This window comes from Paenibacillus sp. FSL L8-0708, assembly GCF_038009325.1.
GTDB classification, from domain to species: Bacteria; Bacillota; Bacilli; order Paenibacillales; family Paenibacillaceae; genus Paenibacillus_AQ; species Paenibacillus_AQ odorifer.
In genome coordinates this window covers 416246-433417 of the sequence record NZ_JBBPBC010000001.1, presented here as the reverse complement: position 1 = coordinate 433417, position 17172 = coordinate 416246, and the positions used below count along the sequence as shown (strand labels likewise).

At 49.9% G+C, this 17172-nt stretch carries 13 protein-coding genes; 2 read left to right on the top strand and 11 right to left on the bottom strand.

From position 1 onward, the window contains the following. Nucleotides 1–12: 12 nt before the first annotated feature. From NYE58_RS01930 to NYE58_RS01880, 11 genes are all read right to left on the bottom strand, one after another. A complete protein-coding gene (locus tag NYE58_RS01930; RefSeq protein WP_038568353.1) occupies nucleotides 13–915 on the bottom strand; it encodes an ABC transporter permease in 903 nt (300 codons plus the stop codon). A gap of 74 nt (nucleotides 916–989) precedes the next feature. Then, nucleotides 990–2600 (bottom strand): extracellular solute-binding protein, encoded by a 1611-nt coding sequence (locus NYE58_RS01925; protein WP_076124659.1) that lies wholly within the window; start codon nucleotides 2598–2600, stop codon nucleotides 990–992. A gap of 376 nt (nucleotides 2601–2976) precedes the next feature. Continuing rightward, complete coding sequence (locus NYE58_RS01920) at nucleotides 2977–5226, bottom strand: helix-turn-helix domain-containing protein (protein WP_076275976.1); 2250 nt, start codon at nucleotides 5224–5226, stop codon at nucleotides 2977–2979. 281 nt (nucleotides 5227–5507) lie between these two features. Then, nucleotides 5508–6404, bottom strand: coding sequence for a myo-inosose-2 dehydratase (gene iolE, locus NYE58_RS01915; RefSeq protein WP_339189243.1), 897 nt, complete (start codon nucleotides 6402–6404; stop codon nucleotides 5508–5510). Nucleotides 6405–6443: 39 nt separating this feature from the next. Further along, entirely contained in the window at nucleotides 6444–8408 is a 1965-nt protein-coding gene (iolD, locus tag NYE58_RS01910) for a 3D-(3,5/4)-trihydroxycyclohexane-1,2-dione acylhydrolase (decyclizing) (protein ID WP_341000969.1), read from the bottom strand. A 26-nt stretch (nucleotides 8409–8434) separates the two neighbouring features. Next, nucleotides 8435–9895, bottom strand: a complete 1461-nt coding sequence (locus NYE58_RS01905) for a CoA-acylating methylmalonate-semialdehyde dehydrogenase (RefSeq protein WP_341000968.1) — start codon at nucleotides 9893–9895, stop codon at nucleotides 8435–8437. A 115-nt stretch (nucleotides 9896–10010) separates the two neighbouring features. Next, nucleotides 10011–11021 (bottom strand): 5-dehydro-2-deoxygluconokinase, encoded by a 1011-nt coding sequence (gene iolC / locus NYE58_RS01900; protein ID WP_076219001.1) that lies wholly within the window; start codon nucleotides 11019–11021, stop codon nucleotides 10011–10013. A gap of 262 nt (nucleotides 11022–11283) precedes the next feature. After that, nucleotides 11284–12294 carry a LacI family DNA-binding transcriptional regulator gene (locus tag NYE58_RS01895; protein ID WP_076219002.1) on the bottom strand — a complete coding sequence of 337 codons (1011 nt, stop codon included), beginning with the start codon at nucleotides 12292–12294 and terminating at the stop codon, nucleotides 11284–11286. A 181-nt stretch (nucleotides 12295–12475) separates the two neighbouring features. Further along, nucleotides 12476–13306, bottom strand: coding sequence for a 5-deoxy-glucuronate isomerase (gene iolB / locus NYE58_RS01890; protein WP_076219003.1), 831 nt, complete (start codon nucleotides 13304–13306; stop codon nucleotides 12476–12478). Nucleotides 13307–13344: 38 nt separating this feature from the next. After that, nucleotides 13345–14391 (bottom strand): inositol 2-dehydrogenase, encoded by a 1047-nt coding sequence (gene iolG / locus NYE58_RS01885; RefSeq protein WP_076275972.1) that lies wholly within the window; start codon nucleotides 14389–14391, stop codon nucleotides 13345–13347. Nucleotides 14392–14518: 127 nt separating this feature from the next. Continuing rightward, entirely contained in the window at nucleotides 14519–15634 is a 1116-nt protein-coding gene (locus tag NYE58_RS01880) for a glycoside hydrolase family 88/105 protein (RefSeq protein WP_076275971.1), read from the bottom strand. A 190-nt stretch (nucleotides 15635–15824) separates the two neighbouring features. Between NYE58_RS01880 and NYE58_RS01875 the strand changes: the two genes are divergently transcribed. Together NYE58_RS01875 and NYE58_RS01870 are read left to right on the top strand one after the other, a co-directional pair. Beyond that, on the top strand, nucleotides 15825–16736 hold the full coding sequence (locus NYE58_RS01875) for a helix-turn-helix transcriptional regulator (RefSeq protein WP_076275970.1): 912 nt from the start codon (nucleotides 15825–15827) through the stop codon (nucleotides 16734–16736). Nucleotides 16737–16981: 245 nt separating this feature from the next. Beyond that, the gene (locus tag NYE58_RS01870; protein WP_341000967.1) at nucleotides 16982–17113 is read left to right on the top strand and encodes a hypothetical protein; all 132 of its coding nucleotides are present in this window, start codon (nucleotides 16982–16984) and stop codon (nucleotides 17111–17113) included. The last annotated feature ends 59 nt before the right edge of the window (nucleotides 17114–17172 follow it).

The following is a 17172-nucleotide window of genomic DNA, read 5'->3' as shown; positions in this document are numbered from 1 at the left end:
CTTCTTTCTTTATCATAAAATACCGTCTCCGGTCACTTTTTTCGAAATATAGTTGGAGCCAAAAATAAACACCAGTCCCACCACGGCCTGGAACAATCCGACTACAGTAGCCAACGTATATTGTCCGGATTCTAGACCCACCCGGTACACAAAGGTACTGAGCACATCAGAATACTCACGCACAGCAGTGTTACCGATAATGTAAGGGCGGTCAAAGCCGATGCTGACCATCTTTCCCAGATTGAGGATAAGCAGCGTCACGATGGTTGGTTTTATGCTAGGAAGCGTAATGTAGCGGATTTTCTTCAGCCTTGTCGCTCCATCCACTTCAGCAGCTTCAAACAGCTCTCGGTTGACACCGGTTAACGCCGCCAGATAAAGGATAGTCCCCCAACCGGCACTTTGCCAGACGCCTGTGAATAAATAAGTGATCAGCCACGGATTTTTTTCAGTCAGAAACGGGATGGGAGTAAGGCCTAAGCTCTCCAGCACACCGTTCACCATACCGGACTGGTTGCCGAACAATTGATATACGATCCCCCCGATGATCACCCAGGAAATAAAGTGGGGGATATACAAAATTGTCTGCGATATTTTTTTGAACCACACCGAACGAATTTCGAACAGCATAATCGCCAGGATAATCGGAGCCGGAAAAGAGACAAGTAAATCCAGAAAATTCAGCATAAAGGTATTGCGCAAGGTGGTGTAGAACTCTCTCATTCCAAAAACCTCGCGGAACGCATCAAAGCCAATCCACTCGCTGCCTCCAATCCCCTGAAACAAATTGAAATCCTTAAAAGCAATCTGCACACCATACATCGGACCATAGCGGAAGATCAGGAAATAAATAATAGGCAGCGAAAGCAGCGCGTACAATTGCCAATACCGTCTAAAGTATGTCGCTTTGCTCAAGTCGTTTTCCTCCTAAGGAGAAAAACCGGGTGGAGCGCAGCACCATCTCCCCCCGGTTTTCACTATATATTTGTTTATTGAGCCGAAAGTTCCTTAAACGACTTCTCCAGTTCCTCTTTCAGCTTGGTTCCGCCCAAAGTCATGTAATCTTTCATTTCCTGCTCGTAAACCGCTTCAAACTGCTCTGGTTTGGCCATTGCCGTCTTTACAATAATTACGTTGAGCTTATCTTTGAGCGTTGTGCCATATTGCGATTCCGCTTCTATCGGCTTGCCGAAGACGAGCGGCCCCACCGTGTCAGCGTTGGCGATAGCGATAGATTGAGTCAGCATCTCCCGGTTACGTTCCGGAAAGCCCAGCGCCCATGCTTTTTCATTAGTGGCCTGATCACCGATGTTTTTGCCGTTGGAGATAATGGCCATGTCGCCAGCATTAAATAGACGATCGGCGAACTCCTGGGAAACATCTGTTTTGGCCACTGGAATACCGTCTACCAGGTCGTAGTTTTCACCTTCAACGCCATTTTGGATATCAATCAGATTATTATCCGAAGCCATCCAATCGAGATACTTAACGGCTTCCACGGCGCGTTTACTACTCTTCGGAATCATGATGTACATGCCGTTGGAGGCATACCGGGATTTAATGTGCTTGTTATCAACGTTGGCGTTGGTTAAGACGTCTACCGGCAGCACCTTGCTTCCCTCTACATTTTTGTAGAGATTATCCAGGGTACCATCGGCATAGAACAAGACATCCACATCCTCCGACCAGTAGCCTACATTGCCGTTCTGGATATCCTTGGCCAACTGTGTTTTATCCTCGTCCAGACTGAAGTCCTTACTGATCATCCCTTCATTGTAGAGCTTATTAAGAAATTGCAGGGCATCCTTAAAGCCCTCATGCAGCGGCAGCTCATAACGTTGGCTGTAGGTCAGATCGCCGCTGATCGGCTTCATGAAAGAGAAAATCAACGTCTCGAATTGGGCTGGTGCCAGTGCCATGCCCATCGGGATGTTTTTGCTGCCGAGATTGCCCGGATCCTTTTCTTTAAACGCTTTCAAAGTAGTGTACAGCTCATCGGTCGTCGTTGGCACAGGCAGTCCTAATTTATCTAACCAATCCTGACGGATGTAGGAGCTATAACGGCCTGTGATCGCCCGTTTACCAGGGATCGCATACTGCTGACCTTCAAGCTGGCCGAACGCCAGCGTATCCTCGCCAATAAACTTTTTCAGATTCGGGCCATATTCATCGAGAATTTCTCCGACATCAGTCAAGCCACCTTGCTGGGCATACCGATAAAACACACTGGAATCATACGTAAATACGATATCGGGCACATCCGTATTGCTCGCCATCAAAACATTCAGCTTGGTAACTTCCTCAGAACGCTGGATAGGTACAAATTCTACATCAATGTTATTCGGATCTCCGAACTTTTCCTGCACTAGTTTAGTTAAGTAGTTATTGGTAATGGTATGAGGGGCTGGGCTGTTGCCGCGGTCAAACACTTCCACCTTTAATGTAACGCGCTTGGCACTTTCGCCGGCTGGGGCACCCTCGGATGCTGTGTTGTTTTTAGAATCATTGGAACAGCCTGCTAGCAGAGAAACGCCCATTATTGCGGTTAATCCGATCCCGATTGCTTTCTTCAGAACTCCTTGATGTACGTTCACTGTCATTTTTCCATCCCCTTCGCCCTTGCAGGCTTTAATGGTGTATTTATGATCCCCTAGCCTTAACTCTATCCATCCCCAGCGGAATCCATATCACGTGATGCTTTTTACTGCCGTGCTACTGGGTCGCTTGTTGTTCTGGATGCCCACAGTATTTCATGAATTTCGGCAGTCTGACAATAAACCTCTTTCGGATGCTCATATCCCAGCAAAATCGGACTTCCGGTTTATCCATACAACCATTTTCGTAGAATAAACCGCTTTCAAAAGTGTGAAAATAAAGACCGCATCGGTGTTCGCGCCCTCATCATAGAGGTTGGCGTGCACAGATGCGGTTATAAAAACTATTGTTCACGTGCTATTGGATTAATAAAGTCGGCAGCTATAATCTGGAGCTCCCGCGCCCGCGCTTTAAAGAACGGTAGTCACCCGGCGTGATTCCTAATACTCGTTTGAATACCCTGCCGAATGTAATTGCATTCGCATACCCCACCTGAAGTGCGATATCCTGCAGCGAACATTCCGTTTCCACTAAAAGCTTTTCGGCTTCCTTCATGCGTAGCTCTGTAAGAAAATCAACAAATTTCATTTTAAATTCTGTTTTAAATAGATAGCTGGCATATTTGCCGGATACCTGAAACCGGTCGCTCAAATGCTTTAGGGAAAGATCGGGATTTGTAAAATTCTCTTCAATATAATTCTTCATCTCGGTTACCATCGCCCGGTAGCTTTTAGTTTCACTGACAGAAACATAAGTGCGGAATAAATCAGTCAAATACTCAAACAAAATCCCCTTCATTTCATCTATGGATTCTGCCTCTTCCAGCCGCTTCAGCTGCTTCTCCGCATTTTCTGCTGACAGCTCATCCTGCAGCTGCTCAGACATGACAGCCACTTCCCGGCTCAGCATCTGCAGCATGGCCTGAATTAGAGAGCGAATATCATCATCTTGTAAATAATCCTGTTTAAAACCATCAAAAACACCTTCCAGCAGTTCCCGCCATTGGCCGCTCGACATCCGGAACTGCTTAACAAACTCAGCGATCATTTGTAGATACTTGAATGTCTCAAGAAGCGGCTGGCGCGTTTCTCCAAATTCCGTTAAAGCGATGTCTTCGTGCATTAAAAGCTTGTGCTGCATCACATTCTCCGCTGCCGCATAGGAATCCCGGATCTCCCCTGGCCCAGCCGCCACTGGCCCGATAGCGAAGCTTAAGGAGAGGCGCAAGTTCTGCTCCACCCAGGTGCGGCAGTCCTCAGCGAATACACGGATTTTCTCTGCCATCTCTTCATCACTTCCTGTGGTCAGGAAGAGAATTGCCGCCCGGTCAGTCCCTATCCACTCCGCCCAAGCTTGCAATTCCGCACTCCGCGCCAATTCTTGAAAGACATTCATCAGGGCAAATTTAAGCGTGTTCTGATCTCCCCTTGTATACCGATCTTGAAAAACCTTGTCGTAGCGGTTGATTTCGCTTAGCACAACCATAAAGCGGGTTGTGGAATGAGCTCCGGAGAGCGGCGACAGCTCTTCCATCCGCTGAACGACATTGTCCAACCGCTCGCTTTGCAAGAGATCGTTGAAAAGCTTGCTGCGCTGTAACAGCAAATTCTCTCTGCTTTTCTTATCATAATCCGTCATATGGTTGATTAGATCTTCCAGCACCCCGTCAATGAGCATCATTTCGTCCGGTCTGTCGCTGGATTGGTCCAGCTTGCGAATTTGATGACCTTCAATCCGGTTCATAATCACCTGAATTGGCTTATAGTTCCGCCGCGTAACATAGATCAGGTAAAAAATCGCGCACACAACCGTACCTAAGGCAATAGCTACCCAAAGGTAAGAAATCACTGACACCCAGCTGAATAGACTGCCCGTTTTGATCCCGCTGGAAAACGTCCAGCCAAGCCTTTCCATATATAAAGTATTCAACTGCTTCCCATTCTTGGCACCTTCACTGTCCGAATGCGCCTGATAGACCATCTGTCCATCTGCGCCAAAGATGGTCAGAAAGGACAACTGTTCATTGACCATACCGTCGACGATCTGTTCCATTCCGCTCATTTTGAGATTAATTACGAGCACTCCCTCCGAACCGAAGGGCAGCGGCATACCTTTATTTATGGTAAGCACACGTATAGACGTGCGCTGAAATTCATCTTTGTATTCCCTAACAGGCTGCCAGCCTTCCGCTAAAGAGCCGGAGGTGATGCGGCCAATCCAATCCTCGTCTACAAATCCTGAAAGGTCCTTTAATCCAGTTTCTGTTAAAACGCTTTCATTTCTCTTGTCATAAAGATAGATGGACTGAATATAGGGCGATTCACGCGTCAAGTTGCGTAGATTCTGGGCAACAGCGTAGACAGTCGCCATATCAATCTGGCCTTGATTGTTAAAATAACGTTTATAAGCATCGCTGCGTTCAGCAGCCTCCAGCACTGACAGTTCAGCTTCCTTGATCGTTCGGTCCACATTATCCATAAGATAACTGGCGGTGATACGGTCCGCTTTTTTAGTTTCCATTCGTGAAATATCATTAATAAATACAAAAGAGGCAAAAATCAGTATCGTCACAGTAAGCAAAAAAATAGGAAAATAGGACAGCAGCAATCGGCGATACCAGGAACGGAACAATAGATAACCCCCTCTGTACAACCGTTAGGATACCCGGCCACGGTTCAGCCGTTAATGCACGAGTAGTTCATAGATATTTGGCTGCACCATCATGGAAATGGAAACTCTTCCGCCTAATTTGCTGCCATTATAACACATACAACATGAGCCCGACCAACGAAGACATTCGTATTTTACACCTGCTCATTAAAAAGGCGAGGTGCGCACAGCCATAGCCGTGAACCCCCGCATATAAATCTGTCCGAGCAGCCGCCAAGCACCAAGTGGTAGCCCTCCTCGGCCTATAAACCACTCAGATCTCTGATATAACGGCGCGCCTTGATCGCATATTCCAGCGGATCGGCAAGTGCCGGATCCTGCTCCGCTTCCACTACAAACCATCCCGTATAAGAGTAACTTGCCAATTCGCTGAAAATCTCCGCAAAGGATATACATCCATCGCCAGGTACGGTGAATGCGCCCGCTTTTACAGCCTGGAGAAAACTGAGCTGATCACGCAGCACACGCTGAACAACCTCCGGACGTATATCCTTTAAATGGACATGTTTAATCCGAGGTAAGTGGATGCGCAACACCTCTAAGGGATTCTCACCGGCAAAAGCTAGATGACCGGTATCGAACAGCAGAGACACCTCTTCCGGTTCCGTGAGCTCCATTAGCTTAGCAATTTCGGCCCCAGTCTGCACCCCTGTCCCCATATGATGATGGTATACAAGCTCCATACCTTTTTCAGCAGCCAGCCGGCCAAGCCCACCCAGTCCATCGGCAAGTGCAGCCCACTCCGCTTCTGTGAATACAGGTTTATTAGCAAACAGCGGCGTATCCATTTGTCCCTGAATACTCCGTCCTTGCTCTGAGACGACAATCACCTTCGCACCCATCTCATATAAAAAATCACGATGCGCGCAAAAAGCCTCCACTGTCTCCTCATATGGCCGCATAGTCAGATACGCGCTGAACCAAGCGCTGGCAATCTCAAGTCCACGAAGCTCAAGTGCCCGGCGCAGCCGTTCCGGAGAGCGTGGATATTTGTTGCCCACCTCGCTTCCCTGAAACCCGGCAAGCGCCATTTCGCTAATGCACTGTTCAAAGGTATTGTCTTTTCCCAGTTCAGGCATATCATCATTAGTCCAAGCGATAGGAGCAATCGCCAGCTTGACCGCATGTTCTTTGAACATCCTCGATTCTACCCCTTCCGTTTCACAGTATTACTAATACTAATAACTGCGGGCCTTTCCAAGCTGTTCAAGCTTCTGCTCGTAGGCAGCCCGAACGGCTTCACTGCCGGACACTTCTGGAACACCAACATTCCACCAGGCTCCGTAACCATGTGTCATTGTCTTGGGCAGCACCTTAATGTCAATTAGGGTGGAACGATCCTGCAGCAGAGCCTCCCTCAAAGCGTCACGCAGCTGCTCAGCCGTTGACGCACGGAAGGTCTTCACTCCATATCCCGCGGCACTTGCTGCATAATCTATGCTTATCAGTTCGCCGCTCAGCTGACCTTCCGGGCCCCGGTAGCGGAATTCAGTCGCCATGCTATCCAGTCCTTGCTCCATCTGCAGGTTGTTGATACAGCCGAACCCCATGTTATCCAACAGAATGACGTTGATCTTCTTGTTCTCCTGAAGGCTCGTCACTAGTTCCGAATGCAGCATTTGATAGCTGCCATCGCCCACCAATGCATATACCTCCCGGTCCGGCTCCGCCAATTTCACACCGAGTGCACCGGAGATTTCATACCCCATACACGAAAAGCCATATTCCATATGGTAAGTATCCGGCACAGTGGAATTCCACATCCGCTGCATGTCGCCCGGTAAGCTGCCTGCGGCTCCTATCACAATGGCGTCTTTCGGAAGATATTCATTGAGGATCCCGAGTACCTGTGTTTGCGCCAGCGAAGTGTTCAACTTCGCCGCATATTCAGATAGCTTCTCGTCAAGATGTCCGGCAACTTCCGGCACGAAGGAAACTGAAGAACGATCTGGACGATCTGCCTCCTGATTCACCTTATACTCCACGTCAGATAGACGCTTTCTTTCCACTTCCCATGCCTTTTTTGCCACTACAATTTCATCTGTATAAGCGGTGCGGTAACCGCGCTTCTCCAACGTAGCAGACAGCGCCCTAAGACCTTCGGCAGCATCACAGACCACAGCCAGCGCATCCAGCTTGGAGGCATGGTAAAGGGAAGCGTTAATTGTCAGGAACTCCACCTCGGGATGGGCGAACAAACTCTTCGAACCTGTCGTGAAGTCCGTAAACCGGGTACCCACACCGATCACCAGATCCGCTTCTGCGGCCAACGTATTAGCACAGCCATTCCCGGTAACTCCTATGCCACCGAGATTGTAGGCACAGTCGCTTGCCACGGCGCTTTTTCCAGCTTGCGTCTCACCGAATGGGATGGCGAATTTCTCCGCAAACGCACGTAATTCCATTCCTGCATCCGCATACCGGACTCCCCCCCCACAGACCAGCAGAGGTCGCTGTTTACTGGCAATAAGATCAGCTGCCGCAGCAAGCTCATCCGGATGCGGAGTACGGGAAACGATCCGGTGGATGCGCTTGCGGAAGAACTCAAGTGGGTAGTCCCAGGCCTCCCCTTGCACATCCTGCGGCAGCGCAATCGTAACTGCCCCGGTATCTGCCTGATCAGTCAGCACACGCATCGCGTTCAGCAATGCCGTCATCAGCTGCTCTGGCCGATAAATCCGGTCCCAATATTTGCTCACCGCTTTGAAGGCATCGTTGACCGTTATCGACAGATTGTAGGTGTGCTCCATTTGCTGAAGTACCGGATCCGGTTGACGGGTGGCAAAGGTATCGCCGGGGAGCAGCAGCACGGGAATCTGATTCGCCGTCGCAGTGGCAGCGGCTGTCAGCATATTAGCTGAACCCGGTCCTACCGAAGCGGTGCAGGCCATGATTCGCCGTCTGCGGCTCTGCTTGGCAAAGGCAGTCGCCGCATGCACCATTCCTTGCTCATTCCTCCCCTGATAGACCGTCATCTCACCCGGCGCTTCCTGAAGTGCCTGCCCCAGTCCAAGTACATTGCCATGGCCGAAAACGGTGAATATACCGTGTACAAAACGCTCCGGTCCATTGCCAAAGTCCACATATTGCTGGTTCAGAAATTTCACCAGCGCCTGCGCCGTCGTTAATCTAATCGTATCCACGTGAAACCTCCCTTTCGCCGTTTTTGTTACTGCCAGCGGGCAGTGACGACTTTTTTGCGTGTATAAAATTCAACCCCGTCGCTTCCATTCGCATGCAGATCGCCATAGAAGGAATCCTTCCAGCCGGAGAAAGGGAAAAAGGCCATCGGGGCTGGCACTCCGACATTGACACCCAACATGCCTGACTCGATATTTTCCCGGAAATAGCGCACTTTCCCGCCGTCATTCGTAAAAATACAAGCCCCGTTGGCAAAACGAGAGGTATTGGCAATTTCAATCGCCTCTTCTACATCCTTGACACGGATCACTGCCAGGACAGGCGCGAAAATTTCCTCCTGCCAGATTTTCATTTCCCGGGTCACTCCATCAAACAACGTTGGGCCGATAAAATAACCCTGTCCCTGCACCGCAGCATCCGTCCGGCCGTCTCTTAGCAACTTAGCGCCCTCGGCCACGCCTTGTTCAATATAAGCGACCGTTTTGTCTTTATGACTTTGGCGGATAACCGGCCCAAGAAACGTGTCGTCGTCCAAACCATTGCCGATGGTCATCTGCTCACATTCACGCAGGAGGATGGAGATCAGCTCATCAGCAACCTCTTCCTGCACCGTTACCACGGAGCAAGCCATACAGCGCTCTCCCGCCGAGCCGAAGGCTGCGTTGACAATCTGTGTTGCTGAAGCCTCAAGGTTCGCGTCTGCCAACACAATAGAATGATTTTTCGCCCCTGCCAGCGCCTGAACCCGCTTCAAACACGCCGTTCCCTTCTTGTAGACATATTCGGCCACTGGCTGTGAGCCAACGAAGGAAATCGCCTTCACATCTGGATGCTCCAGCAGGCCGTTTACCACCTCATGCGCACCGTTAACCAGATTGAGCACACCTTTCGGAAGCCCGGCTTCCTCTAACAATTCGACCAAACGTGCTGCCAGCAGCGGTGTGCGTTCGGAGGGCTTCAGCACAAAGGTATTCCCACAGGCGATGGCCAACGGGAACATCCAGCAAGGCACCATCATTGGAAAATTAAACGGTGTGATCCCGCCTACTACACCGATGGGATAGCGATACATCCCAGACTCGATGCCTGTCGCGATGTCGGGCAACTGCCGGCCCATCATCAGCGTCGGCGCACCTGCCGCAAATTCCACACACTCAATGCCGCGCTGCACCTCTCCGTAGGCCTCTTTGAAGCTTTTTCCATTCTCCAGCGTGATCGTCTTCGCCAGTTCATCCCAATGGTCCACCAGCAGCTGCTGATATTTGAACAAGATCCGCGCTCTGCGCGGCACCGGTGTCTTGGACCAGCCTGCAAAAGCCGCCTTTGCCGCCGCCACCGCCCGATCAACATCGACTCTGCTGGACAGCGGAACCCTTGCCATCTCCTCTCCAGACGCTGGATTGTATACCGTTTCTGAGTGCTCCGTAGCCGCCTCTACCCACTGCCCGTCAATATAGTTGTTCAGCACTTGCACGGTTTGCTGTGCCATTCTACTCACTCCTTCATCTCTATTAATGCGATCCCGCGAATCTAATCTAATCTAATCTTGCATAGCTATTCGATCTGGGGTTGTTTGAGTTGTGTCCTCTCCAACCTCTGCCTACTTACTCTGCACCTGAAGTGATTTCCTCGTTAGACAATAAAAACGCTTCCAATTCGTCCGAGGTTGGCATGGCATCCGAACAGCTGTGGCGGGAGATGACAATGGATGCCGACGCGCTGCCGCGGCGCATGGCCTCACCGACGCTTTCTCCCCGCATTAGACTGTGAATGAAGGCTGAGGCGTAAGAATCTCCGGCTCCAAATGTCTTCAATACTTTAGCGGGAAAAATACCGCTCCGATGCTTCTGCCCATCCGCCGTGTAGGAGATTGAACCACTCCCGCCATGCTTGATAACGACCAGCTTTGCTTGGTGCGAGAACCAGCGGTTAACTGTTGCTTCGTCATCTGCATCTGTCACATTGTACAGGCTCTCCATCATATTAAATTCCTCACGGGTACCGATGATACAATCGCATTTCTCAGCTGCTAGATTATAATAGACCGCTGTTTCTGCGGCTGACTTCCAAGTATAGGGGCGATAATCCAGATCAAAAAATACAGTGACATTGTGCTTGCGGGCGAACTCCAAAGCGACAAACACAGCCTCACGGGACGGACTTTGTGCCAGTGCAGTACCTGAGATCAGCAGTGCCTTGGACTTCCGAATATACTCTTCCGAGATCTCCTCCGTACTCAGCAGCAAATCAGCCACATGATCCCGGTACATCAGAATGCTGCACTCCTGAGGACTCTTTATTTCAGTAAAAGCAAGCCCAGTCACTGCACCGGTCTGGTCAACACTCACCTGGCTATCGTCAATGCCATTCCTTTGCAGATAAGTTCGGATAAAACGGCCCATCTGATCATCGGATATCTTACCGATAAAGCCAGTGCGCATCCCTAGCCGTGCTGCTCCAATTACGATATTGGCGGGAGAGCCGCCGACATATTTGGTAAACGTCAGTGTCTCTTCCATTGGTCTTCCGGTTTCATTAGCGTTTAAGTCAATACAGAGCCGACCGACAGCAATTAAATCCAGCGGTCGTGCAGGATCGAACTGTAAACCGTTCATTATGACGCCTCCTTGAGAAAACTTCAGTAAAATGGATTAATGAGATACAACAACATCGGGGGATGGGTTAAGCGCTTAACCTAATTTCCATTAGTATAGTTTAGAAATTGGAGTTTGGCAATCCTGAACTTAAACGAAGTTGGGATCTGAACCCATGTACCAGAAAAAAACAAAGAAAAGACCTGTACCTCGCCGCTAAGCGAGGTACAGGTCTTCAGATAGGAGTCGGCGTTCTTACTCCGTTTGTAGAGTTTGTATCTTCCTAATTCGGTGCCGGTCCGGTGGAATGGCGGACTATCAGTTCCGGCATCAGCATGATCTTGCGCTTAGGACTATCGGGATTGTCGATAGATTGGTTCAGCAGAATCATCGCCTGTTCCGTCATCTCACGCAGAGGCTGAGCAATGCTGGTCAAGGTGGGATGGCAAATTTCAGCCAGCATTGTATTGTCAAAACCCACTACGGACAGATCACGGGGAATTGACAAGCCTGCGCTGCGCGCCTCCTTCAATATCCCAATCGCGAGCAGATCATTGCAGGCGAATATGGCGGTCGGCCGGTCTTCCTGCGCCTGAGCCAGCATCGCGGCAGCCGCTTTGCGGCCGTTCTCCAGTGTGGCTGAGGTATGCGTGAGATTAGCCGGATTGTCAAAGCCAACACCCGCTGCCTTGAGCGCATCCATAAAGCCTTCCACGCGCAGCTTACTCCCCGGTAAATTGTCAGAGATAATGCCGAGCCTGCGATGGCCCAAGGACAACAGATATTCTGTCGCCTGATAGCCTCCCTTATAGTCATCCACCGTGACGCTGTTGCTCTCCATCCTCCGGATATCAGCCGAAAATAACACAAGCGGTACGTGATCAGCCAGCAGGCGGCGGACCATATCCGGATTCCCTGTATGAGAAGCAATGATTATACCGTCCACCCGTTTACGCAGGAGCAGTGAGATATACCGGGCCGCCTTCTCATCATCCCGGTCAGTACTGCATACAATCAAGTCGCTTCCCTGCTCCTGAGCATAATCCTCAATACCTCGGGCCGCCTCAGCAAAAAAAGGGTTGGAAATATCGGGAATCATCAGCCCGATCGTTCCCGTTCGGCGACTCGTCAGCGCAGAGGCCACCAGACTCGGCTGGTAATTCAGCTCCTCCATGATCCGATGAACCTTCTCCCGTGTCTTATCGCTAATTCTCCCATTCTTGTTCAACACCTTGGACACCGTAGCGATGGAGACTCCCGCTTCCCGTGCCACATCATATATCGTAGGTTTCATCGTTAGTGAGCCCGCCTTTACGTTCGTACAATCCTATACCTAGATTATAAGGAACTCTTCTGACAGTGTCTATTCAGCGGTGCAAGAGACTCTGTTACTGTGGCGAGCATTTGGTCAATACATCGACACAAAGAAGGAGCCTCCGCCTTGCGGAAGCCCCCTTTTCGTGCGTGCTGCTACACTATTTCTTCTTATCCTTCTGGTGTTGCTGCATCTCGAACAGCCATTCATGTTCCGGATCATTATGAAAAACCCATGTGCGGACCGGACCTGCCATCACATTGAGATAATAAGAATCATAACCCGGCGGTGCCGATACAGGATGATAGCCCTCCGGAACCAATACAATACTGCGGTCAGACACGGCCATCGTCTCATCAAGGCTGCGATCGTCATTATACACCCGCTGCACTACAAAACCATGAGCCGGGTTAACCCGGTGGTAGTATGTCTCTTCCAGGTAAGACTCAGCAGGTAGATTGTCACAGTCATGCTTGTGCGGAGGATAGCTGGACCAATTGCCGCCACCCGTACGTACTTCCACGACCAGCAGGCTCTCGGCTTCACTCTGCTCAGGCAAAATGTTGACCACTCGCCGTGACATACTGCCAGAACCGCGTGCTTCGGCCACAGTATCGCACGGAGCGATCAAACGCGGCGCATATTTACCCGTTCCTGGTGCAAGGCAAACCGCAAGTTCCAGCTCCGTCAAGGCCGTAACTTCATAATGCCCTCCCGCCGGAATATACACCGCATACGGCGGCAAATCCTCAAATACAGACATACGTTCACCGATCCCGGCGAACAACTGGGCGCCTGCTCTCACATCCGCCTTGCCCGCCAGCAGCACCAGACAGATTTCATTCCCTTCCGCGCTGCGGCTCAGCGTATCCCCAACCTGCAGCTGGTACACTTCAAAACCGACATATTCCCATCCAGCGCTCTCCTTGCTAACTGCCGCTACAAGTCCATCTTTGCCGGGTGCTCCGGCTTTTATGATTAGATTGGACATCTTCACAGACCTCCCCCATCTTCAGCATCTGCATCCGCTTACAAAGCTTGTGTCGCCGATATTCCCTCTCCGGCACAAGAAGACAACTTGACCGGAAGCCCGGTAAGATAGGATTCCTTAGCGGCTTCGGCAATCCGTTCCGCCTGTTGCCCGTCAAGCCCGCTGCAAATGATAGGCTCCTGCAGGCGGAGTGCCCGGGCAAACGCGGCAACCTCTTCCACGAAAGCCTGGTTATACCGCTCGAGAAAGAAATGAAGCGGTTGATCGCGTGTGACCGAAGCAGCGGTTGAAACCTCTACAGTTGTTGGACGGCAGTTATCGGCGGTGGCTGAGCCGCAGGAACCGAACACCTCCACGCGTTGATCATAACCATATACAGCCTTACGGCTGTTATCAATGACGCAGATTGCGCCACTGGCAAAGGTCAGCGTGATGACAGCTGTATCCACATCATCGCAGCGCCCAAACATCGGATCAACGAGATTGGCACCTCGGGTATAAACTTCTGTTACTTCCTCACCCATCAGATAACGGGCCATATCAAAATCGTGAATCGTCATATCCATAAACATCCCGCCGGAAGACCGCACATAAGCCTCACCCGGAGGCTGCGGATCACGTGATGTGATCTTCACAATATGTGGACTGCCTAGCTCTCCTGATTGAACCAGTTGCTTAAGTTTGCGGAAGCTAGGGTCCATTCGCCGGTTGAAGCCGACCTGTAGCAATACACCCTCATCCTCCACTATCTTCAGTGCCTGGTGGGTAAACTCTGACGACAGGCTGATCGGCTTTTCACAGAAAATATGTTTTCCAGCCCGGGCCGCTAGCTCAATCCAAGAGGCGTGGGTATCCGTAGGTGTGCAGATAAACACAGCCTCAATCTCAGGGTCATTCAGAATGTCTTGCCCATTCACAAATGCAGAGCCAAGATTCCGGCTCTCTGCCCAGACCAGCAATTCCTCACTTACCACAGCCTCCGCAATGGATTTCAACTTAAACGACGGCATCACACGCAGATTATCTGCATGAAGCCGGCCAATTCTGCCTGCCCCAATAATGCCAACTACGATCGGATTTACCATGTTTGCTTATCCTCCTTCAAGGTAAGCGCTTAACCATCCCGAAAATAGTATACTCCAAGCACAAGTGAAGTTACAAGCAAATATTTCTCCAGCTTTTTTAACTCTCTCCTTAGCTATCTACTCCTCCTCAACAGTAATGTAACGCTTCACCTAGTGCGACTAAAACCATGGCCTGCCCGTAGGCCATAGGGGCAATAATGATTTCCTTATAATCTTCTTTTGCAGCACCAATCGGAGTGCCGCCGGATACACCAAGCACCGTGCCTTCATCGTCAATTCTGTCCAGCACCGCCCGGATCGCTTTCAGGGCATGATCTGCATACGATTCCGGCAACAACCCCCTGCGTACGCTACGCAAAATACCCGCTGCGATAGCTGCTGAGCCTGACGTTTCAGTATAACTGTTAGAGTCGTCCAGCAGCGTATGCCATAATCCGTCTCCGCTCTGGCAGGCTAATAAAGCTGTTGCCTGTGCGTTCAGGATCTGTTGAAGATATTCAAACACTCCACTGTCCAGATACGGCCCCATCAACTCCAGGTATTCAGGCAGGCCGAGTGTAAACCAGCTATTGCCCCGGCACCAGAAGGCTTCGCTGAAATTATGCCGGCCGCCAAAATGCCAGCCATGAAAAAACAGCCCCGTCTTTTTATCATACAGGTATTTGATATGCAGCAGCAGTTGGTAAAGCGACGCTTGCCGCCATGCGGAATTATCGTATTTGACACCCATTTTTGCCGTGAACAAAATAGCCATAAATAACGTATCAATCCAGATTTCATTATCATTGAGCGTAACTTCATCCTTGCTCGCTCCTGTTGTAACATGCTGATAACCAGACTCCTCCGTCCGCGGCAGGCCATGCATCAACCACTGTACCCATTCCAGGCTTAATTCCTCCGCTTCCTTCAGTTCCATTAATGACAGCAACGGTGCTGTTGTATTGATATTCCGGCTCGGCAGTCCCTTGCCCAATTGCTTGCTCATCCAAAGCTTGGCATATTCTTGATAACGCTCATCCTTGAAATGCTGCTCAAGCTTTTGAAGTCCGTAAAGCCCCACTCCCTGCGGCCAATCCCATTCCTCCATGCCAAAATCACGGGCAAAATACCCCCTTCGTCCCGCATCCTCCCCTAAATTTTGCAGTTCGGCTTCGTTTTCCGGCCGCTCCAGCTTCAGCAGCTTATCCGTCACGCGGTTCAGCTTTTCAATGATCTCAACTTTACTAATCCGGCTGTTGTTCATCTGTTTTGCGCCCCTTCGCCTGCCATTTTGGGTCTTCCCTCATGTTGGGTAGTTCCATTCACCCGTAATATATCAAACCATTCCATACAAAAACTACTTTATATTTGCTGTAATAACCCTCATATATTGCAAATCTTGCTTTTCTGAACCTATAATAAGTGCATATTACAGAATAAGGCGGTGAGAGCATTTGCTTGAAAGCGACTTACTGTACGAACAAGGGTATAGCGTACGTATCAACACGCCCGTAGATCCCCTTTTTTATTATTTTGATTATGACCAGCGTTCTCACGATATCAATATGGAGTTTCAGCATTTTCATGATTTTTACGAGATTCATATCTTGATGGATTCCCGAGCCACTCATATTATCGATGGGAATGTCTGCGCCCTCCAGCAGTATGACATCGTGCTCCTGCGTCCTTATCGGTTGCATAAGACACAATATCCGGAAGGGCCGCCGTTTAAGCGGCTGATCATAAACTTCGCCATGCCCAAGGATATACCCGGTTTAGATAACGCTTACAAAAGTATGTTTCTCTCATTTTGGGAAGAAATACCGATCTACCGTTTGCCAAAAGAGTTGCGCAAAGCCGTGTTTGATCCTCTTAACGCTATCTTCACCTTGTCACACAGCACTTCACCGTTAAATCCAGTACTGATTCACAGCCTTTTCCAACAGTTCCTCTGTGCTTTATACCAGCGTAGAGACCAGAACAGCTATGTCCCAGAGGAGATTGGAAATGCCATTATGCAAAAAATCTACTCGATCACCGCATACATCCATAGCCATTACAGCAGCGAGTTGTCCCTTGATTTCCTCGCTAAAGAGTTCTTTATCAGCTCCTATTACTTATCACACCAATTTAAGTTAATTACCGGCTCCACGCTGACAGAATATATTCAGATGACCCGGGTCCGTAATGCCCAGCAATTGCTGATCTACACCCGCCTGAAGATTTCCGAGATCGCCGGGCAATGCGGATTCAACAGCTTCTCCCAGTTCAACCGCATATTCAATAAACTTAGCGGGATGTCCCCATCCGAGTTCCGCAAGAACCAGGTCATATCCAACACTGCTTCAACCACATTTTCCTATTGATGTACTTGCTTACCTAGTTACAAAAAATCCGCTGTGCGTCCGACAAATCTATCTACCCTCTAAGTAACTATATTGAGCAGTAACAGAGGCAATGTTTAGACGCAAAAGAGAGACGAAGGGATAGCAAAAGTGATGGTGCAGGCACCCACATGTTGGTATAGATGCAGGTACTGGTATAGGTGCTCGTAGTGATGTAGGTGCTGATGTAGGTACTGATATAGGTACTGATATAGGTACTGATATAGGTGCTGGTGCTGGTGCTGGTGCTGGTGCTGGTGCTGGTGCTGGTGCTGGTGCTGGTGCTGGTGCTGGTGCTGGTGCTGGTGCTGGTGCTGGTGCTGGTGCTGGTGCTGGTGCTGGTGCTGGTGCAAGGGTAGTCACGTTTAACTGTATTTCATACAACTATTTTTTCACGCATCACGCCACCATTAGATAT